Here is a 24,740-nt window from a genome sequence, read left to right on the forward strand (position 1 = left end):
GTTGCTTTTGCACCAAGAAAACCTTATGAAATTAAGTATTCCCTAAATAAACGGCCCCATCCGAGAACTCCATAAGCCAAGGCTCAGTTGATGACGAACAAAATGTATTCAAGACGCGGCCGTCAGACAATTTAAAGAATGGATCAATTGGCTGAGCATCAATAAGCCAACCTACCTCAACAATGGATAAGCCTAAAAGCTCAGAAACATGGTCAAGGGCATCGTCATCCCAACAAGCGAACAGCAACTCCCCCCCCTTAGACACACGCCACGCACTCTCAGTCCGAAAGCTCCAACCCGCCGAAAAAAGCATCAAAGTATCGCCATCCCAAAATACTCTTTCAATTTTCATAGGCAACAAAAGAGCCACAGCTTGCAAGAGTGTATTCATCATTTAGTCCACCTGTTTAATATGCGTACGCTCTCTAATCCACTGCTTCCGTTCAGCCTTCGATAAACCCTGCGGGGGCTGCGGCGGCTTTCCAGTAGTAGGATCAACAGGTCCGCCATTAGCGTTCTCGAATGATGCGCGCTGGGGACTTCGACCATCCGCCTGCATCACCCGAACTCGCGAACCATCAGGCAAGATGTATTGAGTTCCGACCACATTTCCGCTGGTCGGAGAAACTACTGGTTTTGTTGGGTACCCTGCTGCTTCAAAATCAGCAATCATCTTAGACTGACTTTTAGGAAGATTCACTCCAGAGATGTGACTAATGGACCCCACATTTGCTTTTGCACCAACAACCGCAGAAGCCTTCCCAGCGGCTATCTTCTCCAGAACCGTCTCAACTACAGCCTTTGCGCCCTTACCTGCTGGCATCAGCAGCATAGCAGCATCAAGTTCGGGTGAAACCGTCAAAACTCCTTTACTGGCTAAATCAGACAACCGCTGAGCAGCATCCCTTACTTTAGACTCAGCACTGGACAACTGGCCAATTTCTTTCGAATGCTCGCTGGTTTGTTCCTGCCCGTACTGACGCCATTGGTCATAAACTGTTCCTTGACCATGTGAAACCGATGAACTGAATAACGTGGAGTCATTGAACTGTTTTTCTGTTGAGTTAAATGCAAAGACCTTTTCGCCATTCGCTACAATCTGACTTCCATCGTTCCATTTCAGAGGAATTTTCTGTGCCGCCAGCTGATCAATAATGCCTTTGGCAACGTCCAAGTCTTCCATAAAACGTTGGGACTCAGGGTCATTCCCTTGGGACTGCAAGACCAACCCGTTCAAACGTGCTTCGTCAGCAGCATCAACTGAACCTCCCGCAGCGATCATCAACAGATCTATCCAACGCGCACTGGAACCTGGCTGACCTAAAGTGTTATCCAGCTCGTCAGCTTTTTTCTCCAGAACCGGAATTTCTTGTTGCTTATGCAACTGTCGGTTAAAGGCCTCGACACCAAATCCAGCCCCACCAGCCACAACCGCCCCACCAGTGCCTTTACCCGAGCCAGCCGTAGCTCCGACACCGGTCGCAATCAACGAGGCAACAGCATCTTGTTCCAATTTTGACATTCCACTGTCAGCCAGAGCTTGGCCGATGGACGGCATCAACGCCGCTGACGCCCCAGCCCCCAAAGCTCCGCTTTGCGCACTGCCGCTCGATAAACCTATCGCTGCACCCGCCAATGCATGCAGCAAAATACGTGCTGCTCCGCCTTCATCCCAGGCTGCCTTGACTGCACTGTCAGTGGATTTATCTCTTTGCTCGGTAGAGTAATCACCTATTTTTTTGAAAATCCCACTGGACGACGTGTTCGCAATAATCCCTACAGTGGTGCTTCCCGTCGCTCCACCCAGGCCAGCTGCGATAAGGCCCGAGGCAATATCAGCCATCAGCCGTTTATCGCCTCCTACCTTCCAGCTATTGGCGTTATCCTGTGCAATCGCAGCCGCTTGCTTTTGCTCTGGGGTAGTTGCTTCATTGGCTAATTTAGTTGCAGCGTCCGCCTTGGCTTTAGCCACTGTACTGATCACGCTGCTGGCCAGCTGCGCTGAGCTTTGGATCAGATCGATGCGTTCTTGCATCGCCTTTTCGTCTGGCCTATCCAGACGTTGGTTGGTGTGGGTGGTGTCGCGACTCAGACCCACCAGATCATTGGCCCCATCTGGGTTGCGCACGGTGATGGAGCCTTCGCTTACCGCGCTGTAGGTTTTGCTCTTCTCGGAGTCTTTGAGCAGCACCGGCATCGCTCCGCCAACGTCCGAGCGTGCATCAACCCCGCCTCCTTCCATGGCTCCGGAATAGCTCAAACTCCCGGCCTGACTTTTTATTTCGCTTTTGTTCTTGATGTCACTGACCAATAAACGATCAGTGCTGAGGAGGTTTTTGTCTGCCGTCGCATCGCTGGCAATCACTGCGCCTTGAAGCGTTGTGTTTTTTCCGACATTAATCTCGTAACCGCCTTTGCCTGCAGACAGGCCCGTTTGATCGGTCACGGCCTGATAATCGCTGTTCATTTTGCTGCCAGCGATATTTGCGGAGCCCGATACCAGGGCACCTACACAGAATGGCGGCACACAGATGCTCGCGCCCATGCCGCCGCTGGTTTGTTTGTTCTTCTGACTGGCTTCGTCCTGACGCGAGGCCATATTCAGGTTGCCCGCGATATCAGCCTTGATGGCATCTGCCCGCACTTGTGCGCCAGCCAGCATGGTGTCGTGACCGCTTTTGAGCACCAGAAGCCCAGTATCGACTGTACTGTTGACCTGGCTGACTTCATGGCCTTTACCAATGCCTTTGGCTACTTGTGCACCAAGGTCAAGGGTGAAGCCTGATTGCTCACCCAGATTGAAGCTGATGCCAATGCTGGTTTTGTCGTTCTTATTCTGGTTGTCCCAATTTTTCCGCTCCTGGGCGCTTTCCAGGGTAATGTCATTCTCCGCCATTAACAGTGTGTCAGCGGCCTTGATGCTGCTGCCAATGACGTGAATATCGCCCTTGGTGTCTGGCGCATTGCCCGTTGCGACAATTGCCAGACTGCCACCGCTGTTGAGGGTGGATTGCTTGACTGTTTCGGCGTTGTACTCGCTGCTGCTTTTCTTGTTGGTTGATGCCAGTTCGGTGCCGATTTTAATCACCGAGCCGCCACTGTTGGCAGGCTTGCCCTCTGACACGCTTGCCGCGCTGGCATCCTTGTTGCCGACGGCGTTGTAAACCGAAAGCAATGCTTGCGCACCTTTGACCGCTTTGAGACGACTGTCGTCAGCCTCCTGCGAAGCCCTTATATCGTTACGAATACTGTTGACCGTATCGACCGCCATGCCGCCCACCACCCGGCCGACCGCCAGACTCTTGGAGCTGTCTTTGCTCGTCTGATGCGCGGTTTCGGTACCAGCGGCAATTGTGACGTTGGAACCGCTCAGGCTCATGTCCTTGGTACTGACCACATCGCTGGCATTCACCGTCAACTCACGCCCGGAGATCAACGTTACGTTGCCAGTGCTGGAGCCAATAGTGCTGCCCGCCAGGGTCGTCTCCTGAGCTGTACCGTTTTGCTTTTGACTACTGATGGACAGGTGCTGGTTACCGGTAATGTCATCCAGCCCAAGGTTGTTCCCGGTCAGAACGCCTGTCAGGTCGCGCTTTTTCTCCTTGTGCATTTCGGTGCGCGAGAACGTATTTACGGCTGCATCAACGGTCAGATCACGCCCAGCTTGAACAGCAAGATCATCGGTACTGACCAATGCCGAGCCTGTTACTTTGACGTCTTTCCCGCCAGTCACGCTAACCGTGTCACCCGAAACCATGCTTCCCACTGCTGTGGTACTGGTTTCACTGATCTTGTCCTTAACCTTGCTTGAGTTCAGCCCCCCCCAACTACTTTTGCTTTTACTGCTCTCGTGACGTGCATTGCTGGAGTCGCTGACGGCAAGGATCTGGATATCGTTGCCTGCAATCAATTTGGCGGCACCTTTCTCGGCATTTACCGCGCTGCCTTGCAGCAGTAAGTCGTCGCCGGCCATCAAGGTACTGTTACCACCCGAGATAACCAGGCTGCCAACGTTGGTGTGGGCGTCGGTTTCGTTAAGGCGAAAGGATTTACCGGAAGAGCTTTTTTTGGTTTTGCTGTAGAAGCTGTAGTCCTGTTCCTCTACGGCCTTCAGTTCAAGATTCCCACCCGCCACCAGATAAGCCTCACCCCCCGTTTCAACCCGGCTGGCAACCAATGCCAAATCCTCCCCGGCGCTCAGCGTCACGTCCCCTGCGGCCTTGACCGTGGTCGACACCTGGCTGACATGGTCGTCCCGGGTTTTGACTTTTTTGGTATTGAGCGAGCTGTGTTGTTCGTTCGTCGCCGAGGCCAGGGTCAGGTCACCGGTGGCGGCCATGGCGATGTTGCGTGCGGCTTCGATCTGGCTGGCGATGGCGCTGATGTCTCGCGCCGCAACGATCTGGAAGTCACGGCCCGCTTCGATGACTGAGCCGTATTGAGTGGTGCTGTCGCTGCGCGACAGTGTGCCGGCGACCTGGCTGTTGCGTTGTTCTGTGGCGATAAGGTTAACGTCACGGCCAGCCTTGATGGCGGTGTCAGCGCCGCTTTTGATTACGCTACCCACGCTGTTGACGTCGCGCCCGGCTTGCAGGGTCAGGTTGTTCGCCGCTTCGATGCGAGCGGCGTTGTCCACAAAGTCCGTGCGTTCGGTACGGTAGCCGTTGCTGCTGTTATGGCTGGTGACGGTGCGCTCATTGAGCAGATCACCGCTGATGGCCGTCAAGCTGACGTCACGCCCGACAATAATGCCGCCCGCCTTGTTGGTCAGGTTGTTGCCCGCCAACAGGTCGAGGCGATTACCAGCGTCGATCAGGCCGCTGTTTACAAGGTTGTTGCCAGCGTTGGCCGAGAGGTTTTCGGTGGCACGCAGGGTGCCAAGGTTGTTGAGGTCTTTGCCTGCAATCAGGTTAACGTCATTACCGGCGATCAATGCGCCGTCAGGCGCGCGGCGCTTGTTGGCCTGGGCCAGATACAACACCGGCACCAGTACTTGCTCGCCGTTAATCGTGGCGTTTTCCAGCCAGACGATGTCGTGGGTCAGGGCCGCTACCTGTTCGCCCGTCAGGGTGATACCCACGGACAGGTTAAGCGCCTGCTTGCTGGCGATGGCGTTGTCCATCAGGTATTTGAACGTCGCCGCATCGCTGGTTTGGCCGTCGATAAAGCGTTGGCCGGTGCGGACGGTGACGGCTTGCTGGATCAAGCGTTGTTCATAGAAGCCATCACCCAGGCGTTTCTGGCTTTGGTCCGGGTCGTAACCCAACTTCGACAGCAGGTAGTCCGAACTCATAAATTGCTTGAGACTGGTCAGTGCCGGGTTGGTTTCGATCAAGTACTTGTGCGGGCGGGATACGGTGCTTGCGTCAGGCAAGCCTTGTACGCGGTTGATGGTCAGGCCGTCGACTGAGGTTGCGGAGCCTGCTACAGCCCCGAGGTCGATCGGTGTGGTTGGCGAGCGGTCTACAGTTGCGACGCTGGCGCTGCCCAAGGCCCAGCTCTGCGGACCATTGATTGCCGGGGTACTGCTGCCTTGTGCGCTCAGGCGGAACAGGCCGTTCTGCCCCTCGGGCAAGCTAAAACCGGGGAGCCCTACCGGGTTAACTTGTTGTTGAGCCATATCAGGTGGCAATTGGGAGTTGATGTAGATCGCCGTGGAGTAGCCACTCCCTGCGCCCGTATCGGTTGGTGTATGGCCAGCCGCAACGTAGGCGTAGAAAGGCCGTACAACGCTGTTATTGATGTTCTGCTCGGCATGGAGGTTGACGCTGCCTCCGGCCTGGATAATTGCGTCGTACGACTGAGCCTCGATGTTCTGGGTACTGGTGGTGTGCGAGAGCTTGCCGCCGCCCATCAGGCCAAGAAAATAACTCAGGCCTGCTTCGACTGTGGCCGAGGGAGCGGGGCTGTTCTTGGCATTGAAATTGGCCGCCGCCGGAACGGCTGCGAAAATCTGCCAAACAAAGCTCCAGTAAGTGCGAGTGGTCTTGATCTCCTGCCCTTGCACGCCCAGGTTGTTGATAGTGTCCGCACTGGCGGTCAGGTTGCCTGTGGCGGCGATGGTGCTGCTGTGGTTATTGAGTGTCTGAGCGTTGATCTGGAGATCCGCACCGCTGCTCAACATTGACGCAAGCGTGCTTCGGGTAATCTTCAGGCTGTCGACTTCATCAATTTGCCACAACCCGTTTCGACGGCCACCACTGCGGAAGTCGCAGCCTGCGATGGGTATTGCATTGCAATCGAGCTCAGTAATAGTCACCGAGCTTTTTTCATGGGCCGAGTACTCCAGCACATCCCTGACATTATTGACGGTCATTGCACTGATAGTCAGGTTCTGCGCGCTCTCGATATTGCCCGAGCGGTTGTCCAGCAAGTCGGCTTTGGCCTGGTCCGAGTCTCTGGCAATCAATACGTCACCTAGGGCATAGACCTGTGCATAGGCGTTGGTGAAGCTGGAAGCCAGCAACTGCATGTCTCCGCCGCTGAAAATAAAACCGTCGCGGTTGAGCAGTGTGCCGGTACTGAGCGTCAGGTTGGCCCCTGCGCCCAGAGTGCCGGTGTTGGTCACATCCCCAGCAATTAAGCTCAGGTCAGTCGCAGAGGTCAGGCGCCCGGCGTTGTTCAATTGCCCCCCCACAGTGACCCAGGTATCACCGCCACCGGCCAGGGTGGCGGTTTCGTTGAGGTTCATGTGCGCAGCGCCAAAGTCCAGGGTTCCAAGGCTGCTCACTCGGCCCTTGGCCGAGTAAGTGCCATCGAGGTTGAGGCGCAGACTGCCGTCACTGGCGAGCAATCCGTCGTTGGACCAGTTCCCGCCCATGCCGACAAAGCGCTCGGATGCGAGCAACTGACCGTTGGCGGTTTGATTGAGACTGTTGACGTTGACTGTCAGGCGTGCGGCCTGAATCACACTGCTGTTGGTCCAGGTGTCGTGGTTGAGGGTCATGCCGCCTCGACTCACCAGACTGCCACCCACGTCGTCGAGGAGCGACGGATCGATGGCGAAGGTGCCGCTGCCTGAATGCAGTACCTTGCCGCCAGCGTTCTGGAAGCTGCCCGCGAGCAACGTCAAGTTAGTGTTGGCGCTTTCAAGGCTGCCGTCGCGGTTATCCAGTAACCCGCCGATCTGAAACAGGGTATTGCCACTGTTACCCACGGTACGCAGTTGCCCTGCCCGGTTATCTACACTGGCGGCGCTAACATTGAGAGCGCTTGCGCTTTCGATGATGCCTTTATGGTTGTTCAGGGCGCCGCTCAGATCGAGGCTGACTTGTTGCGCAGCGACACGCCCGCCCAGCTCGCCGCTGTTGTCAAAGGAGTTGCCGGTAACTTTCAACAAGCCCTTGGCGAAAAGGCTACCGTCGCGATTATCGAAAGACCCGGTGGCAATGAAGGCATCCCCAGTTTGTGCGGAGATGCGGCCGCCGGCGTTATCGATACTGCCCGCGTTCAGGTTCAAGCGCTGACCTTGGATAACACCTGCCAAGTCGTTGCGCAGTACGCCGACTACGCGAGCATCAAGGGCAGCCTTGAGGCTGGCCAGTTCGCCACCCCGGTTGTCCAGATTGGTGGCTTTGAGGTTGAGGTCACCGTCTTGGGCGATCAGTTTGCCACCCTGGTTATCAAGATCTTCGGCAATATCCAGATGCAGGCTGATCTTGCTTTGCACCTTGCCCTTGACGTTATCCAGGCGGTTGGCGGTGAGTTTCAGGTCGGCGTCCTGGCTGTAGATCAGGCCGTCATTGCTGTTTTTCACCAGACCACTGGCGCTAATTTCCAACCTGCCATCCGCCGCGACTGTGCCGCGGTTACGGTTGTCCAGGCCAACAGTCAACAGGGTCAGCAAGCTCCGGCTGACCAGTTCACCACCCTGGTTGTCGATCTGCATCGCCCGCTGGATCAGCAGCGGGCCGCCACTGGACAGCTTGCCGCGGGTGTTGGTCAGGGTGCCGGCCAGGTCGAGGATTGTGGCGGTGGTGCCCTTGATGCTGCCAGTAGTGTTGTCGAGGTCATGCGCGCTCAAGTCCAGGGCCGCACCACTGTCGATCACACCGCCTTGGGCGTTGTTCAGCAAGCCGCTGACGTGAAGGGTTTGGGCACCAGCACTGGTTATATTGCCCTTGGCACTGTTGTCCAGTTTACCCGCTGTAACGGTCAGGTTTTTCTGGCTGACCAGGGCACCTGTGCCGCTGTTAAGAAGGCTGGAGCTGAGGCGTGCATCAAGGTTGCCGTAAAGGCTGGACAGCTTGCCGCTGTTGCGGTTGTCGAGCGTTGCACCGGTGACACTCAAGCCCTGCCAGCCGGAGATCAGTCCGCCCTGATTGAGCAGGTTGTGGCCATTGATGGCCAACAGGTTATTGCTGATCAGCTTGCCGGTGCTGTTATCAAGGTTGCGGCCACTCAGACTGAGGGTTTGCGTGGTGGAAATTTCGCCGCCACGGTTGTTCAGGTCACGCAGATGCTTGAGGGTCAAGGGACCTTGGGTGGTGATCAGACCGCCCGCATTGTTCAGATCGCCCGTTGCTGTACCGAAGTCCAGTGTGATGGCCTTGCCCAGCAACGAACCATTTTGGTTGTTCAACTCGCCACTGTTGGCCGTCAGGGTATTGCCAGCTTCGATAAGGCCCTGACCCCGGTTGCTCAGCAGGCCCTGAACATCCAGTTGCAGATCGCCAAGACTGGTCAGGGAGCCGGAGGTGTTATCCAGGTCTGCCGCTCGCCCATCCACCGTCGCCGCAGCGATCAGGCCTTTGATGTTGGTCAGGGCCTGTGTAATGCGCAGGCTCAGTGCGTCATCACTCAGGAGCTGGCCATTACTGTTGTCGAGATTGTCCGCCGCCAAGGTAAAGCCTTGGCGACTGGAGATTTCGCCACCCTGGTTGTGCACGTCCTTGAGGTTTTTCAGCACCAGCAGCGGCCCGTTGATCAGGCCTTCCTGATTGTTTAATTGACCGTTATTGAGGTCCAGGGTGAGTGCGGTGTTACTGGTCAGTTGCCCGCCCTGCTGATTCAGGCCTGTGACGCTGGCGGTCAGGTCTTTGGCGCTAACGATAGTGCCATCACGGTTGTCCAGTTGCGCCGCAGTGATAGCCAGGGTATCGGCCGTGTTTATGCTGCCGCCGTGCTGGTTATCCAACGCGCCGGTGGTGATCTGTAGCGCCTTCATGGCGCTCAGAGTGCCCTTCTCGCTGTTATCGAGACTGGCGCTGCGCACGTCGAGAGCTGCGTTGGTTACCAGGCTTCCCCCCCGGTTATCCAGGGCACCGCTGGTTGTGACACTGAGCTGGCTACCACTGGACAGCCTGCCCAGACTGTTGACAAGAGTCACCGCCGACATGCTCAACAAGCCTTCGCTGCTGATCAGGCCCTGGCTGTTGTCTACACCGGAGCCAAAGACAAGCTTGCTGTCTTTTTGGCTGGAGAGCCTGCCCCCCCTGTTGTCAAGACGATTGCCGGTCAACGTGACATCAGCCTGACTGGTGACTTCGCCGCCACGGTTATCGATATCTGCCACATCAAGCAACACCCCTTGAGTGCCGCCGACCAGACCGCTCTGGCGGTTATCCAAGGAGTTACCGAGCAGGTGGACAACACCTTGGCCGATCAACTGACCTTGCTGGTTGTTGAGATCCTGTACCTTAACCTTGAGGTTCTGCTTGCTGGAAATTTGACCATTGCTGTTGTTAAGGCTGGCGGCAGTGATATGCGTACTACCGTCAGCAATCACCACACCACTCTGGTTTTGCAATTTACCGTCAATGCTCAAACCCATCTGCCCCTGGCTATTGAGCATGCCATTACGGTTATCCAGGCTCCCGACCCGGGCATTGATGCTGTTAGCTGAAACCAGCCCTTGGGTGTTAAGCAACCGATCAGCTTGCAAATCAAGACTGCCGTTACTCAGAACCCTGCCTTTGTTCTGGTTATTCAGCGTGCCGGCGCTGATGTTAGCGATCTGTTTGGCACTCAATGTGCCGCCTTGGTTGCTCAGGGATTGGGCGCTAGCCGTCAGTTTGCGGCTGGCGATGATGCTGGCATCCGTGTTTGTCAGTGTCTGTGTATTGATCTGCACATCGCCGGCAATGTTGCGCGTGCCATCGGCATTGACCCCGGCTTCAATGATCCCTTTGTTGATCAACTGTGCGCCGCTTAAGAGCTTGATGCTGTCGCGGGCCGCGAGGTTTTTACGATTAGTGAAATCACCTTGAGCCTGCATGTCCAGTGCGGTGCCCGCGTACACATCCCCTTGGGCATCAAGGCTTGCGGCCTTGACCTTGACCGCGCCGCTGGCTGTGGCCTGGATCAGGCTCAAGTGTCCATTGGCATCGAGGTGGATATCGCCACCACTAGCAGCCAAGGTGCCGTCCAGTTTCACCCCGACACCGGCCTCGGTGCCGATCAGCCTGATGGCGCCTGCGTACATTCCGCCCAAGGCGCTGGAGTCAATCGCCAACTGCGGCGCGGCACTGCCATCATCTGCGCGCACGGTGGCATGCAGGGTCTGAGCGTTGACGTCGTTACGACCGGCGATCACAGTCAAGTTGCGTGCATTGATTTGCGCGTTGATTTTCGCCGAGCGGGTGATGATGTCGAAGCGGTCGACGTTGCTGGCGTTCAAACCCTGACCGTCGATGGTCACTGCGCCGCCATCAACCTGATAACGATCCAGACGGCCGTTATCGAGGATGGGTTTGCCGGTGGTCAACGTGACGTTCGGGGTGTTGATAAAACCGCAACCATTACAGGTGATGCCGTAGGGGTTGGCCACGATCACCTTGGCCGACTGCCCCGCTACTTCGGTGTAGCCGCGCAATTGGCTGGGACTGCCACCGTTGACTTCGTTGAGGATGATGTTGGCGGCGTTGCCATGCAGGTTCGGGTTGCCGAGGATGATCCCACCCAGCTGGGTCGACTGCGTTCGATCGATGCCGTTGTTGAGGATCAGGCCATTGGCACCGACGTTGTAGTCTTTGAACTGGTTGTGCGACAAGCCGCTGCCATTGGGTGCAGCAATATTGACGATGGGGACGCCATTGCCCGCGGCCCCCAGGCTGGTACCTGGCCCGCTGACCACGATGTCTGCGGCCTGCACCAGCAGTGGCTGCCAAAAAATCGCGTTGACCAGAATAAAGGCCAGACCACGCTTGGGCATTCCCACAAAGGATTCCCGGGGTTGCAGTGCAGCGGAAGGCTGGCGGGCCAAAAAAGCTAAATGACGATCATCCATGTCAGTTTCTCGATGCAGCAAAACGTTGAATTACAGGAAGAAATCCATGCGCAAGTAGATCGGCGCTTCGCGCTTGGTGAGCACATCCGGTCGTTCCAGAGAGTGGGCAAAGGTCACGTTGGCGCTCAGATGGCGGCCACGGGCAAACAGCTCCAGCGAGTTGCTGGAGACTCGGCCACTGAGCTCTCGGTTGTAACGCCCGTGGCGAATCACGCCTTGGTCGTAGCCGAAGCTGGTGCCGTAGTCGGTGAATACCGGGCGCAGCCAGTCCAGGGTCACAGGCCGCGACCAACGCAGGTCGTTGCGCCAGTAACCGCCGCTGTCGCCGGAAAGCTGTTGGTCCTTGTAGCCACGCACAGAGGCTGAGCCGCCCAGGCTCATGCGTTGCGGGCTGAACAGCACATCCTCGCTGCGTTGGCCGGTGGCCAGACTGGTCACACTGAAAGACTCGCCCAACAGTTTGAAGGGCTGCAAATAGCTGAGGGTGGCGGTGTATTTACGGTAGCGGGCATCTGGCATGCCGGGCTTGGGGTGGTGATTGCCCTGAGCATCAAAGGCGCCAGTACCGTTTTGCATACCGGCATCAAGGTTGACGAAGGCATTGGCGATTCGCCGACCGTGGTTGATGCCCACCTGAAACTCGCTCAAACGATGGCTGCTGTTTTGCAGCCGCGAGGTTTCGACGTAGTTGTTGGAACGTATATGTGCCAAACCGACGTTAAGGGAGGTATTACTCAGCGCATCGCGATGAACCACCCGCTCTGCACGCAGTTGATGGTTTGCACTGTCGCCGGTTTGCTTGAAGTCAAATCCGTCACCTTGGGCCACGGAACGGTAATCGCTCTGGCTGTAGCTATAACCGAAGTTCCACCAACCCCACGGCAGGTTGTAGTAGAGCATCGCGTTTTTCGACGCTTTCTGATGATCACTGATCGCATCATGGCCACCGCGCAGAACCAATTGATCCGCAAGACCTAACGGGCTGTCCCACTCAAACCCGGTGCCCCACTGCTGCTCGCCGGTACTCTTCTGGCCGTCGTTATTGCGCGACAGGCTGGCGCGCCAGGGCTTTTGTGGATCGTTTTTTACCAAAACCGAGCTGCCGCCCACTGCACTGCCCGGCGTCAATTCCATGTGTGCCTGGTTGGATGGCAAACGGTTGAGCTGATCAATCGCTTGTTCGATTTCCCGCAAGTTGAGCTGACTACCTGCCTGACCGGGAAAAGCCATAGCCAGTTCGCGCATCGACAGCTGACTGTTGTCGGCGCCCTTGAAGCTTTCGAGCGTGCCCTCCACCACCAACACCTGCAGATGACCTTGGGACAGATCCTGTTGCGGTAAATACGCACGACTGGTCACCAGGCCCCTGTCGATATAGTGGTTAGTGATAATCCTGAGCAACTCGTTGAGCTGGGGGACGCCCAGGCACTGCCCGATATATGACTTGAGCACAGACTCGCGCTCACTGGCAGGCAGGCTGTCGGCGCCTTTGAGCTGGATGCTTTTAATAGGGAAACAGCGGCTGTCGGCTGCCTGAGCTGGAGCCGTAGAGGAAATAGGCTTACCAGGCAGCTCCTGAAGTTCCTCAAGTCGGCGTCGCTGCTCTTCGAGCAGGCGCTCCTGACGGTCGCGAATCAGGTCCTGATCACCCGGCGTCGTCACTTGAGCCGCCATGGCCGAATCCTGCCCTGCCAAGGCACCGAGCAAAACCAGAGATAACAACCTCATCCCGAGGTGAGATACCGACATGCTGCACTCCATCCATCACTTGCTAACCTGGCTGTAGGGCTAACTCGTAGGCAAGAGCGTCCGAATGTCCCTGAATGGGGCAATTCTTAGACTTCGTTGAAATAAAAGATTTAGGACTTTTCTGGGATGAGCGAAGAAATTTCTTTATTGATGAAATCTTCGAACTGGGTTGCCAGGCGGGCGGAAATGCGGGGGGGGGTGTAAACCAGCTACGTGACCCTCATTATCGAAATATTCGACCCTTACGTCACACGCAAAAACCTGCAAAAAAACGGCTGGGCAGCTGGTTTAACCGGCCAGCACGTATCAAGAAATGAGTTTGATCCACGATAAAAATAACTGTATAAAAACACAGTATTTTTTCAAGCACTGACTCAGCTCTGGAGAACCCCCATGCCCCATTCAGCCATGCGCAGCACTTATGAACGCATCGTCATTAATCAATTTACTCCACTGCACTGCGCGCAAGCCCGTGAAATGCTTGGCTGGAGTTTCGAGCACCTGAGTGAACAGTCCACCGTTTCAGTGCCCGCCATTCAACGCTTTGAAGCCGGAGCGCCTGTACGCGATGTCACTCGCCTGGCCCTCGCATACAGTCTGGAAGCGCAAGGGCTGGTGTTCTTCCCCGGGTTTTCACCCGGCCGTGGAGGCAATGTTCGCGGCACAACGCCAGATCCGATGGGCCGCGATGACTTTGCCATGATCGAGTAAAAGAACGACCTTGATTACCCGCCAGTGTGCGCCTCAAGCCACCAGGCACGACCTTTGTGAGGTTGCATCAGGTTGAATCCCTCCCCCATTTGCGGCGTTGTGATGAGCACATTATGTTGCTCTGCCAACGCCACAATCCGGTCAAAGGGTTCGGACCAGGCATGAAAGGCCAAGTCAAAGGTGCCGTTGTGAATAGGCATTAACCAGCGTCCATTCAGGTCGATATGGGCTTGCAAGCTGTGCTCGGGCTGCATGTGTACATGCGGCCAGTCAACGTTGTAGGCGCCCGTTTCCATCAAGGTCAGATCAAACGGCCCAAACTGCTCACCGATCAATTTGAAACCATCGAAATACCCCGAATCACCACTGAAGAAAATCCGTACCTCATCAACAATCATCACCCAGGACGCCCAAAGCGTCTGGTTATGATCAAACAGACCTCGGCCTGAAAAATGCTGGGACGGGGTCGCGATAAAGTGAATGCCTCCACATTGGGTGTCCTGCCACCAGTCCAGTTGCTGAACTTTACTGGCCGGCACTCCCCACTTGATGAGCAAATCCCCTACACCCAGGGGCGCCAAAAAATGCTGTGTTTTGGCTGCCAGGCGCAACACGGTTTTTTGATCCAGATGGTCATAGTGATTATGGGAAAGTATCACTGCCTCCAAAGGAGGAAGCTGATCAAGGCTGATCGGTGGCGCATGAAAACGCTTGGGGCCAGCCCACTGGAACGGTGAGGCACGCTCTGCGTAGACCGGATCGGTCAGCCAGTATTTGCCGTTGAGCTTGAGCAACAAGGTCGAATGCCCCAGCCGATACACACTGAAATTCGGTGCGGCATCCAACTGCTGACGAGTCAGTGACTTGACCGGGATCACACCTGCCGGACGAGTATCCGAAGGCTTTTGAAAAATCATTTTCCAGAAAATACCCAAGGTCTTGCCCAGGCTGGAGGACGGTCTTACGCCATCATTCAAAAATGCGCCTTGATGACGTTCAGCGGGTTTAGGTCCCTCTGCACTGTGTGAGTCGAGTGCCATGGCTGAAGGCTCCAGTGAAAAAGTGAGTATTAACTTGCTTTTCAGTCCATGAAAGGTTGATCGTCATTTTATGAACGCCTGTAGTGGTAGCAGACACTGCTTAACTTGCACCACAGGGTCGGTCTCTACCTCAGGGGCTGGAAGAGACCGAAAAATCGTTTCAAAAAAAACAACATATCTGCGATGTATTCTCGACAATGCTTATCAGCAAGCCAACAATCGGCCAGAGACTACCAAGCAGTTGCCGGATACTCAGCCCAAACATCTTGCGCAGATAACCATGGACAATAAAAGAGGCAAAGGTCTGTCGTTCGCCAAGCGCATTTATGCGCCACGGATCATTGGCTCTGGGTTTGGCGGCATCGGCTTGATGGCGGCTCTCTATCCGCTCGACAGGTCTGCCTGGGTGTGGGTACTGCTGCTGATCAATGCGTTTGCATGGCCGCACTTGGCATATCAGCTGTCATCACGTGCGACGTATCCGTATAGGGCTGAACGCCGCAATATTTTGATCGATTCTCTGTGTGGGGGATTTTGGGCTGCGAGCATTCAGTTCAATCCTCTGCCAACGGTTATCATTGTGTCGATGATGATGATGCATAACGTCGCGGCAGGTGGCCCAAAATTGCTGCTCCGTGGAGCGCTGGCGCAATTGGCAGGTGCCCTGATTGCGTCGTTGCTGTTCGGTATTGCCTTTACTCCCCATACCACCAGCCTGCAAGTTTATGCCTGCGTGCCCGTACTGATCCTTTACCCTTTCGCTGTAGGCATGGTCAGTTATGGCCTGGCAATCACTCTGGCGGAACATAAGCGGACACTCAGCACCCTCAGCCGTACCGATAGCCTTACCGGTCTGCTTAATCACGGCTACTGGAAAGACCTGTTACAGCTCAGCTTCCTCAAGTGCCAAGAAAACCATTCCACTGCCACGCTGGTACTGATTGATATCGACCATTTCAAGAATATCAATGACACCTACGGACATATCGTGGGCGATAGTGTATTGCGCCAGCTCAGCAAGGAGCTCAAGAATAACTTGCGTGCCGAAGACCTCGCCGGGCGATATGGCGGTGATGAATTCTGCGTCATCCTGCCCAACCGTTCGCTGGCCCAAACCACGGAAATCATGGAGCGGCTGCGCCATGTGTTCGCCAACTTTCAATACTGCGACGAACCTGACCTGAACGTTAGCCTGAGCATTGGGCTAGCCACCTGCCGCCCCGAGTTCCTGCACGCCAACATGTGGTTGAACGAAGCCGATAAAGCCCTGTACATCGCAAAAAACACGGGCCGTAACAAAATCAGTGTTGGTGCCGCAGACACACTTCCAGAGTCGGTTTTGAGCGGCAGTTCCGGTTGAACCCATCACGCAAGCGAAACCAGAAGAGAGCCCTATGGCCATTGAAGATACAGCCACTCCAGCGCCCACAAGGAAAACCGATCACTTGCGTTTTCATCGGGCCTACGAGCACTTGGCGCCAACCTTCGGCAATGACCGGTTTGCCTTAAGGGCTGAAGCATTTGCGCGCTTCTTTGGCACCCCGGCCTTTCTCGGCGCACAAACCCTGATCGTGGTGATATGGGTATGCCTGAATGTGTTTGGCGTGGCGCACTTTGATATTTATCCGTTCATCCTGCTCAATCTCGCGTTCAGCTTGCAATCGGCCTATGCCGCGCCCTTGATCCTGCTCGCTCAAACGCGCCAAGCCGCGCGCGACAAGGCCCAGTCCGATGCAGATGCCCAGCACCGCGAGGCTCTGGCCGTGGCCAATACCGAACGGCAAGCCGCCGCGGCTCAAACCACAGAACAGATCATGACGCTGCTGGAACAAAACACCCGGCTAACCGAAATGACCAAACAGTTGACCGAGCGGATTGAAAGCCTGACCACGGAAATGCACCAACACTTCGTGCGCAAAGAGTCCTGAGGGTTGCAGGCACTCAGCTTATACAGCGGCGCACGGCCGAAATTTCAGGCACGTCCTGACGCTGCATATACACACGTAAAGGCTCGGTAATGTTCAGACGGTCGTCGATGTTTTGATCCAGCAATAACTGGATCAACTCGCGCTTGAGGGTCATGGTGTCTGCGCCAGCAGACTGCCAAACAAACTCGCTGGTAGGCGTGATGTTGTCGTCAGCGACATCCATCCCGAAAGAATCTTCACTAAAGCGGACAATGTGCTGGCTTGTCTTACGATTGAAACCAACAAAACCGTTAAGTAGATCGGCGGCCTGACAGATTAGTTGCGAAGTGATACGCATGGTAAACCTCACTAACGAGCCCCAAGGGCTCTGGAACGATGGTTTACACGCAAGACTTGATGCTTGTCCCTCTGCCGGGGACGCTGCTGCGCCCAAGAGTACTGCACATTTGCAGGAAAAATCGCAAAAAAAACATTACACAGGTCCATGTCGATCTGCCCGTCGCTTGGCCCCCTATTGTTCTGATTGAAAGGAATTCAACCAATGCCTGACACTTTTGGCAAAAGCGCCCTGCTACTGATCCTGGCCATGAGCGGCGTACAAACCGCCAGCGCGGTAAACACCATTGAAGCGGCACAAGCCAACGCTCACGGTATCCCGCACCCGGCAGTTATTGCCCATCGGGGTGCGTCATTCGATGCCCCGGAATCAACCGCAGCAGCCTACACCCTGGCCCGAGACTTGGGCGCCGACTATCTGGAAATGGACCTGCAACGCAGCAAGGATGGTGTTCTGTTTGCGCTGCATGACAACAGCCTGTTACGTACCACCGATGTGGCCAAAAAATTCCCGGAGCGCAAAGACAGCCCCGCCAGCGCCTTTACCCTCGCAGAACTTAAAACCCTGGATGCAGGCAGTTGGTTCAACCAGTCTTACCCGACACGCGCACGTCAATCCTACGTAGGACTGCCGATTTTGACTCTGGACGAAATCATCGATATCGCCCAAGGCAATCCGCAACACAAACCGGGCCTGTACATCGAAACCAAAGAACCCAAGCAATTTCCGGGTATTGAACACGACCTGAAAAACAAGCTGAACGAACGAGGCTGGCTTGAGCCTGCGACAGGAGCGAAAGCGGAACCGCAGGTCGGTCAGGGCAAAGGCCGGGTGATTTTGCAAACCTTCGAGAAAAGCAGCCTTGGGTTGTTGCAAAAAGAAATGCCCGACACACCAAAAATCCTCTTGCTGTGGGTGGGTGAAGACTCCATTACGCCCAAGACCACGCTCAGTTTCGCCGATTCTGGCGAGAAGGATAAAGCCGCGTACTACGCCAAGCAGCAACCCAAAGACCAGGCAGAGTTCATCCGATGGCTTGATATTGCCAAGACCAACGGAGCAATCGGCACAGGCCCATCGGCAGCACTCACCCACGGCGGTGACCAGAGTTATGCCGACCTGATCCAGCCGTGGATGAACAAGGCCACCCACGACAAAGGCATGCTGGTGCACGTGTACACCCTCGACGAACCTGTGGACTTCAAAAAAGCAATGGCCGCAGGCGTCGACGGCATTTTCACTAACCGTGCCAGTGAACTGCTCAAGTACTTCCAGCGTCCAGCACCACAAACCGTTAACCAACTGCTGGAAAAAAATGGCTACTAGCAAGTAACAGGGCGAAAATTAAGGATGAGTTAAGTTGCGCCGGGTAGTCTGAGCCCACTTAAACAAATCAACCCCAAGGGACTCAACATGAAATCACTTAATCTAGTATTCGCCACTGTTGCCCTGGCCTTGACTGCTGGTGTTGCCCAGGCCGATGTACGCCCTGACCATATTCCTGGCCTGATCAAATCGGGTGAAATCACCTCATTTGAAAAGTTGAATCAAGCAGCGCTGGATAAACATCCGGGCGCGACCATTCTCGACACCGAGCTTGATCACTCCTACGGCAAACTGGTTTATGAAGTTGAATTGCGCGACAGCAAAGGTATTAAGTGGGACGTCGATCTCGACGCAAAAACTGCTGAAGTGCTGCAGGACAAACAAGACACCTGAGTTAATTTAAATAAAAAGGCCGCGCCACTCTTTATGAAGGGCGCGGCTTTTTGTTTTGTCTGTAGAAATTTATACAAATACCCCATGAATTTGTACCTTGCTCAAGTGTTGTGGCTAAAATCAACTTTTTAAGCAAGAGCATTTCCCATGGCGCAAGGCGCGGCAGACGATATTGCAACAATTAACCGGATCAGTGCTGTGCCTGCGATCCTGCAGGTCATCACTGAAATGACCGGTATGCGCTTTGCCGCCGTTGCCCGAGTCACCCAGACCACCTGGACCGCCTGTGCGGTACTCGACAACCTGGGCTTTGGTTTGCAGGCGGGTGGGGAACTGGATCTAGTCAGCACACTGTGCTTTGAAAGCATGAACTCGCATCTGCCGATCATCATCGACAACGCCAGTACAGACCCGCTGTACCAGCACCATCACACGCCAAAACTGTATCGTTTCGAGAGCTACATCACGATTCCGGTATGGCGTACCGACGGCAGTTTTTTTGGCACTCTGTGCGCTCTTGACCCAGATCCAGCAAGCCTCAAAGCCAGCACCATCCAGTCCACAATGGAGTCATTTGCACGTCTGCTTTCTCTGCAAATTGACGCTGAAGAAAGCCTGCAGCGTACCGAAACGGCGCTGTTACAGGAGCGCGAAAATGCAGAGTTGCGCGAGCAATTTATCGCCGTTATCGGCCATGACTTGCGCAACCCGTTATTCGCTATCACCACAGCCGCCGAGTGTTTGTTACGCAGGCACCCCAGCCCGTCAACTGATGTTCTGGTGCAGCACATCCTGACTTGCGGTCATCGTGCATCGCAGTTAGTAGAGGACGTACTGGACTTTGCTCGAGGCCGCCTCGGCAGCGGAATCCCCGTAACCCTGTGCGAATGCCTCGATCTCGATCAAGTGTTCAGCCACGTGGTTTCGGAAGTACAAAGCGTTCATCCCGACCGCTGGATCCAGTCTGACATCGGACCACTCGAAGGCATTCAATGTGACAGTGGCCGTTTGGCTCAACTGCTCTCCAACCTGCTGGCCAATGCCATTACCCATGGTTCTCTCACCGGTTCGGTGCGGGTTGAAGCCCTGATCCTGGATGGGGTTTTCAGGCTCTCGGTCTCGAACCAAGGCAAACCCATCCCGGCCGAACTCCTGCCCGATATCTTCAAGCCCTATACACGCTCGGCCAACCACACACCGCAAGCCGGTCTTGGCCTTGGGCTGTACATTGCCAGCCAGATAGCCCTGTCCCACGGCGGCCATCTGGAAGTAGCCTCGGATGAAGAAAACGGCACGATTTTTACCTTTAGCCTGCCGCTGCCCTGAAGGTCGACCTGCGAAAAAATCTGTATTTGGGCTCGGGATAAGTAGAAACTGACGCACTGTTCAGCGGTAACTGATGTAAAGCGTCAGCTACCTCCCATTGCGCCCCGACAGAATTCCGACATGCACATCCGCCTCTGCGCTTATGAAGCCCTCACCCCTCTCCAGCGCGAACAATTGCTGGGGATTGAGGTTCATCCTGAGCAAATCGCTTTTTGCGGCAATATCGAGTCGGCTCTGCACTCGCTGCCTGCCCAAGCACATGACGGGATCAAAGGATTGGCACTGCTAACCGATGAACTACCGGTGGCCTTTCTACTCCTTAAGCGCCAACTACTTTTGCCTCATTGGGCAGAAACTGGCAGCGCCACCTTGCACGCACTGCAGGTCGACAGTCGGATGCAAGGCCAAGGATTAGGCAAAGCCTGTCTGCGCGAACTACCCCAGGCCATTCATCGGTTTTGGCCCGAAGTTCGTCAGTTGATGCTGTCTGTAAGTCCGTTCAACGCCAGCGCCCTGGCTTTTTACCTGAGCCAGGGGTGGGTCGAGCAGGGCGAGGCCTATCGCGGTGAACGACGTCTGGTGCTGTCGCTGAAACCCATGTCGCCGCGGCTGTTACAGGCCGGTTAAGCGGGCTTGTTAACCGGTAGCCAGATCTCTACCACCCCTGTGCCGGTGTCAGGATTGAAGTCTGCGCTGTAGCGCTCGAACTCGGGCGCATCAACCGCTTCGTAGCCAGAGTTGGGCAGCCAGTCGTTCCAAATCGCCTGAAAAGTCTGTGCAAGAGTATCCAGTGGGCCGCGATGCTCGAAGACCGCGTAGGCATGCTCTTGCAACTCAATCCAGCGATACCGCTCAGGCAGGTCGTCCAGCTTGCTGATAGCCACGCCGGCAATGTATTCAAAGCCGCCTTCGCCATCCGGATTACAACAAACACCGTAGGTTTCCTCGCCAATTTGACTTGGCACCTTTCCGATCTCCGGGATGAACTGGTCCCACAAATGAGGAATTCGATCAGAGGTCTCCTGAGTGAAACGCCCACCCAAGCCCGCGATCAGTTGAAACTGACCTTTGGCAAATCGCGGAGCTGGCAGTTCGAACTTTTTTAGTTGATCCATGGGACATGCTCGATCGAGTAAGTAGGAAACACAGCAATTGAGTATAGGAACAAAAACGCAGCTTGGTCGTACCCGCGAAAAAATAGACCCTGGCGGCATCTAGACAAAAGGCCATCATCGCCAGTATTGTTTTGTTCAGACCACCGCAGTGGTCAACGTCGCTCGGACGGTTCCGGGCGCTTACGTATCAGAGGCACACATGGCAGACCAAGGTTCGCCGCGACGCTTTGCGCGCATAGATCGACTCCCCCCCTACGTTTTCAACATCACTGCTGAACTGAAGATGGCCGCCCGACGTCGGGGCGAAGACATCATCGACTTCAGCATGGGTAACCCTGACGGCCCGACGCCACCCCATATCGTAGAAAAGCTCTGCACTGTCGCACAGCGTGAAGACACGCACGGCTACTCGACTTCGCGTGGTATTCCGCGTCTGCGCCGGGCTATTTCACGCTGGTATGCCGACCGTTACAACGTCGAGATTGATCCCGAGCACGAAGCCATTGTCACTATCGGTTCCAAGGAAGGCCTGGCGCACTTGATGCTTGCCACTCTGGACCAAGGCGACACCGTGCTGGTGCCCAACCCCAGCTACCCGATTCACATTTACGGTGCCGTGATTGCCGGTGCCCAGGTGCGTTCGGTGCCCCTGATCCCTGGCGTGGACTTTTTTGCCGAACTGGAAAAAGCCATTCGCGGCTCGATCCCCAAGCCGAAAATGATGATCCTGGGGTTCCCGTCCAACCCCACGGCGCAATGCGTTGAGCTGGATTTCTTCGAGCGCGTGGTAGCCCTGGCCAAACAATACGATGTATTGGTGGTTCACGACCTGGCCTACGCCGACATCGTCTACGACGGCTGGAAAGCCCCTTCGATCATGCAAGTGCCGGGCGCCAAGGACATCGCGGTGGAGTTTTTCACCCTGTCAAAAAGCTACAACATGGCAGGCTGGCGCATTGGCTTTATGGTGGGTAATCCGGAGTTGGTCAATGCTCTGGCGCGAATCAAGAGCTACCACGACTATGGCACCTTCACCCCGCTGCAAGTGGCGGCGATTGCTGCGCTCGAAGGCGACCAGCAGTGCGTCAAGGATATTGCCGAACAGTACCGTCAGCGCCGCAACGTGATCGTCAAAGGGCTGCATGAACTGGGCTGGATGGTCGAAAACCCGAAAGCTTCGATGTATATCTGGGCCAAGATTCCCGAGGCTTACGCGCACCTGGGCTCGCTGGAATTCGCCAAGAAGCTGTTGGCGGATGCCAAGGTCTGTGTGTCGCCAGGCGTAGGATTTGGTGAGTACGGCGACGATCATGTGCGCTTTGCCCTGATTGAAAATCAGGATCGCATTCGTCAGGCGCTACGCGGTATTCGCGCTATGTTCCGGGCTGACGGCTTGAGCGCCAGCTAAGTTTCTGTAGCCGCTGCCGTAGGCTGCGATGGGTTGCACGGCAACCCTGTTTGAAGGGCCTGCGGCCCTTCAAACAGCCTGGCGGCAGCGGCTACAAATACTCGTTAAACCACCAACGACAGCAGCAGAATAAAGATCAAACCTACAACCGACAGGATGGTTTCCATCGCGGTCCAGGTTTTGAAGGTTTCAGCCACGGTCATGTTGAAGTACTGCTTCACCAGCCAGAAACCCGCATCGTTGACGTGAGACAGAATCAACGACCCCGCCCCCGTTGCCAGCACCAGCAGCTCGCGGTTTACACCCGGAATCATGTCCACTACCGGCAATACAATCCCCGCACCGGTAATCGTCGCTACGGTCGCAGAACCGGTCGCGATACGAATCACCGCAGCCACCAGCCAAGCCAACAGGATCGGTGAGATTTGCGCGTTCACCGCCATATGGCCGATCACGTCACCCACACCACTAGCCACAAGCATTTGCTTGAAGCCGCCGCCTGCACCAATGATCAGAATGATTGCAGCGGTCGGAGCCAGGCTCGCGTCGAGCAGTTTCAGGATGCGTTTTGAATCAATACCCTGACGAGCACCAAAGGTGTAAAGCGCCAGCAGCAATGCCAGCAACAGGGCGCTGATCGGGTGACCGATCATGTCCATCCACACACGGAAGAAGTTGCCATCCGGCAGCGCAACGTCCGCGAACGTCTTGAGCAACATCAGGAACACCGGCAGCAGCACAGTGATCAAGGTGATGGAAAAGCTCGGCAGCGTGCTTGATTCCGGCTCGCTCGCCAGTTGGTCCATCAACTCCTGCGAAGCATGACCGGGAATGTATTTAGCGATAAACGTACCGTAAATAGGACCGGCAATGATCGCCGTTGGCAACGCAACGATCAGGCCATACAAAATGGTCTTGCCGATATCGGCACCAAATACGCCAATGGCCAGCAACGGGCCCGGGTGCGGCGGCACCAACCCGTGTACAGCCGACAAACCGGCGAGCAGCGGGATACCGATTTTGATGATCGAGACACCGGTGCGGCGCGCAACGATAAACACCAGCGGGATCAACAGTACAAAGCCGATTTCGAAGAACAGCGGAATGCCGACCAGGAATGCGGCAAACATCATCGCCCACTGCACCTTTTCCTTGCCGAATGCACGGATCAAGGTACGGGCGATTTGATCTGCACCGCCAGAGTCAGCCATCATTTTGCCAAGCATGGTGCCCAGCGCCAGGATGATCCCGACAAAGCCCAACACACCACCAAAGCCGTCCTGGAACGATTTGATGATCAGATTGGCAGGCATACCGGCCGTCAGGCCCAAAAATGCCGACGCAATGATCAATGCGATAAAGGGATGCAGCTTGAATCGGGTGATCAATACGATCAAGCCGATGATGGTCACTACTGCGTCAAGCAGCAGAAACGTATTGTGGGACATGCCTAGCATGGGGCGTCTCCTGCCTTTTTGTTGTTATCCAGTACGTGTGTGCCGCTACGGCCGAGGCAGATAGCGCTATCTGTTTGAAACAACATCATGAAGTTGCCATTACCGTCTGCTCGCACCACCAGTCTCGGGCAGCGCTCGCTAATTGCTTAACGTTCATCTCACCTGCGTTCAAGGTCAGTACCAATGACTCATTGGTCGGTGACTCAAGCGCAGCGAACTGACTGTCGATCAGCGTCTTGGGCATAAAGTGCCCCGGACGATCGGCCACTCGAGCAGCAGCGACTTCAGGGGTGAGCTCAAGAAACACAAAGCCCAAACCGTCAACCGCACTGCGCAAGCGCTCGCGATAACGCAGTTTCAGCGCCGAGCAGGTCAGGACCGGGCGCTGGCCGTTAGCAACCGCACGACGCAATTCATCGCACAGGCTGTCTAGCCAGCCGGCACGGTCTTCATCGGTCAGGGGGATACCGGCACTCATTTTGTCTATATTGGCCGCTGGGTGAAACGCATCACCTTCAATCGGAGTTGCGCCATTGAGATGGCACAGTGCCTGGCTAACGCTGGACTTGCCGCAGCCGGCGACGCCCATGATGACCAGAGCAGTAATAGGTTGACTCATGAAACACCTCAGTCCGTAGACAGCGCTGTCTTTGTCCATGCGTTCAATACTTGAAAGCAAAGCACAAAGCCTAGGCTACCGACGTCTATTTCTCATTTTTATGG

17 protein-coding genes are annotated in these 24,740 nt (G+C 55.5%); 9 read left to right on the forward strand and 8 right to left on the reverse strand.

Annotated elements, in window-relative coordinates:
- Positions 1-31: 31 nt before the first annotated feature.
- From U5A05_RS18425 to U5A05_RS18435, 3 genes are read right to left on the reverse strand one after another with little or no spacing between them, the layout of a single operon-like run.
- A complete protein-coding gene (locus U5A05_RS18425; protein ID WP_321834259.1) occupies positions 32-394 on the reverse strand; it encodes a hypothetical protein in 363 nt (120 codons plus the stop codon).
- Positions 395-11,227 (reverse strand): two-partner secretion domain-containing protein, encoded by a 10,833-nt coding sequence (locus U5A05_RS18430; RefSeq protein ID WP_321834260.1) that lies wholly within the window; start codon positions 11,225-11,227, stop codon positions 395-397.
- A 30-nt stretch (positions 11,228-11,257) separates the two neighbouring features.
- The gene (locus U5A05_RS18435; protein ID WP_425262888.1) at positions 11,258-12,976 is read right to left on the reverse strand and encodes a ShlB/FhaC/HecB family hemolysin secretion/activation protein; all 1,719 of its coding nucleotides are present in this window, start codon (positions 12,974-12,976) and stop codon (positions 11,258-11,260) included.
- Between the two features lie 74 nt (positions 12,977-13,050).
- On the opposite strand from U5A05_RS18435, the gene U5A05_RS18440 reads away from it, so the two are divergent.
- Together U5A05_RS18440 and U5A05_RS18445 are read left to right on the forward strand one after the other, a co-directional pair.
- Positions 13,051-13,293, forward strand: a complete 243-nt coding sequence (locus U5A05_RS18440; protein ID WP_321834262.1) for a hypothetical protein — start codon at positions 13,051-13,053, stop codon at positions 13,291-13,293.
- Positions 13,294-13,369: 76 nt separating this feature from the next.
- Positions 13,370-13,687 (forward strand): helix-turn-helix transcriptional regulator, encoded by a 318-nt coding sequence (locus U5A05_RS18445; protein WP_321834264.1) that lies wholly within the window; start codon positions 13,370-13,372, stop codon positions 13,685-13,687.
- Positions 13,688-13,701: 14 nt separating this feature from the next.
- Here U5A05_RS18445 and U5A05_RS18450 read toward each other — a convergent pair whose 3' ends face one another.
- Complete coding sequence (locus U5A05_RS18450; protein WP_261739331.1) at positions 13,702-14,727, reverse strand: MBL fold metallo-hydrolase; 1,026 nt, start codon at positions 14,725-14,727, stop codon at positions 13,702-13,704.
- Positions 14,728-15,007: 280 nt separating this feature from the next.
- On the opposite strand from U5A05_RS18450, the gene U5A05_RS18455 reads away from it, so the two are divergent.
- Positions 15,008-16,087: a diguanylate cyclase gene (locus tag U5A05_RS18455; protein ID WP_261739332.1), complete on the forward strand. Its 1,080-nt coding sequence runs from the start codon at positions 15,008-15,010 to the stop codon at positions 16,085-16,087.
- A gap of 34 nt (positions 16,088-16,121) precedes the next feature.
- Entirely contained in the window at positions 16,122-16,655 is a 534-nt protein-coding gene (locus U5A05_RS18460; RefSeq protein WP_261739333.1) for a DUF1003 domain-containing protein, read from the forward strand.
- Between the two features lie 13 nt (positions 16,656-16,668).
- Here U5A05_RS18460 and U5A05_RS18465 read toward each other — a convergent pair whose 3' ends face one another.
- Positions 16,669-16,992 carry a DUF2025 family protein gene (locus tag U5A05_RS18465; RefSeq protein ID WP_261739334.1) on the reverse strand — a complete coding sequence of 108 codons (324 nt, stop codon included), beginning with the start codon at positions 16,990-16,992 and terminating at the stop codon, positions 16,669-16,671.
- Positions 16,993-17,196: 204 nt separating this feature from the next.
- Here U5A05_RS18465 and U5A05_RS18470 point away from each other — a divergent pair, with 204 nt between their 5' ends.
- The 4 genes from U5A05_RS18470 to U5A05_RS18485 all read left to right on the forward strand — a co-directional run bounded on the left by U5A05_RS18470 (position 17,197) and on the right by U5A05_RS18485 (position 20,664).
- Positions 17,197-18,318, forward strand: coding sequence for a glycerophosphodiester phosphodiesterase (locus U5A05_RS18470; RefSeq protein WP_321834266.1), 1,122 nt, complete (start codon positions 17,197-17,199; stop codon positions 18,316-18,318).
- An 87-nt stretch (positions 18,319-18,405) separates the two neighbouring features.
- Positions 18,406-18,711: a PepSY domain-containing protein gene (locus tag U5A05_RS18475; RefSeq protein ID WP_261739336.1), complete on the forward strand. Its 306-nt coding sequence runs from the start codon at positions 18,406-18,408 to the stop codon at positions 18,709-18,711.
- A gap of 147 nt (positions 18,712-18,858) precedes the next feature.
- Entirely contained in the window at positions 18,859-20,037 is a 1,179-nt protein-coding gene (locus U5A05_RS18480) for a GAF domain-containing sensor histidine kinase (RefSeq protein ID WP_261739337.1), read from the forward strand.
- A gap of 120 nt (positions 20,038-20,157) precedes the next feature.
- Positions 20,158-20,664 (forward strand): GNAT family N-acetyltransferase, encoded by a 507-nt coding sequence (locus tag U5A05_RS18485; RefSeq protein WP_321834267.1) that lies wholly within the window; start codon positions 20,158-20,160, stop codon positions 20,662-20,664.
- Here the strand turns inward: U5A05_RS18485 and U5A05_RS18490 are convergent.
- On the reverse strand, positions 20,661-21,152 hold the full coding sequence (locus U5A05_RS18490; RefSeq protein ID WP_261739339.1) for a GyrI-like domain-containing protein: 492 nt from the start codon (positions 21,150-21,152) through the stop codon (positions 20,661-20,663). The genes U5A05_RS18485 and U5A05_RS18490 overlap by 4 nt on opposite strands.
- A gap of 199 nt (positions 21,153-21,351) precedes the next feature.
- On the opposite strand from U5A05_RS18490, the gene alaC reads away from it, so the two are divergent.
- The gene (gene alaC / locus U5A05_RS18495; RefSeq protein ID WP_321834268.1) at positions 21,352-22,560 is read left to right on the forward strand and encodes an alanine transaminase; all 1,209 of its coding nucleotides are present in this window, start codon (positions 21,352-21,354) and stop codon (positions 22,558-22,560) included.
- Positions 22,561-22,664: 104 nt separating this feature from the next.
- On the opposite strand, the gene U5A05_RS18500 is transcribed toward alaC, so the two are convergent.
- Entirely contained in the window at positions 22,665-24,017 is a 1,353-nt protein-coding gene (locus tag U5A05_RS18500; RefSeq protein ID WP_261739341.1) for a GntP family permease, read from the reverse strand.
- A gap of 85 nt (positions 24,018-24,102) precedes the next feature.
- Positions 24,103-24,636 carry a gluconokinase gene (locus U5A05_RS18505; RefSeq protein ID WP_261739342.1) on the reverse strand — a complete coding sequence of 178 codons (534 nt, stop codon included), beginning with the start codon at positions 24,634-24,636 and terminating at the stop codon, positions 24,103-24,105.
- Between the last annotated feature and the right edge of the window lie 104 nt (positions 24,637-24,740).

Origin of the sequence: Pseudomonas kulmbachensis (genome assembly GCF_963681935.1) — a bacterium.
Lineage (GTDB): Bacteria > Pseudomonadota > Gammaproteobacteria > Pseudomonadales > Pseudomonadaceae > Aquipseudomonas > Aquipseudomonas kulmbachensis.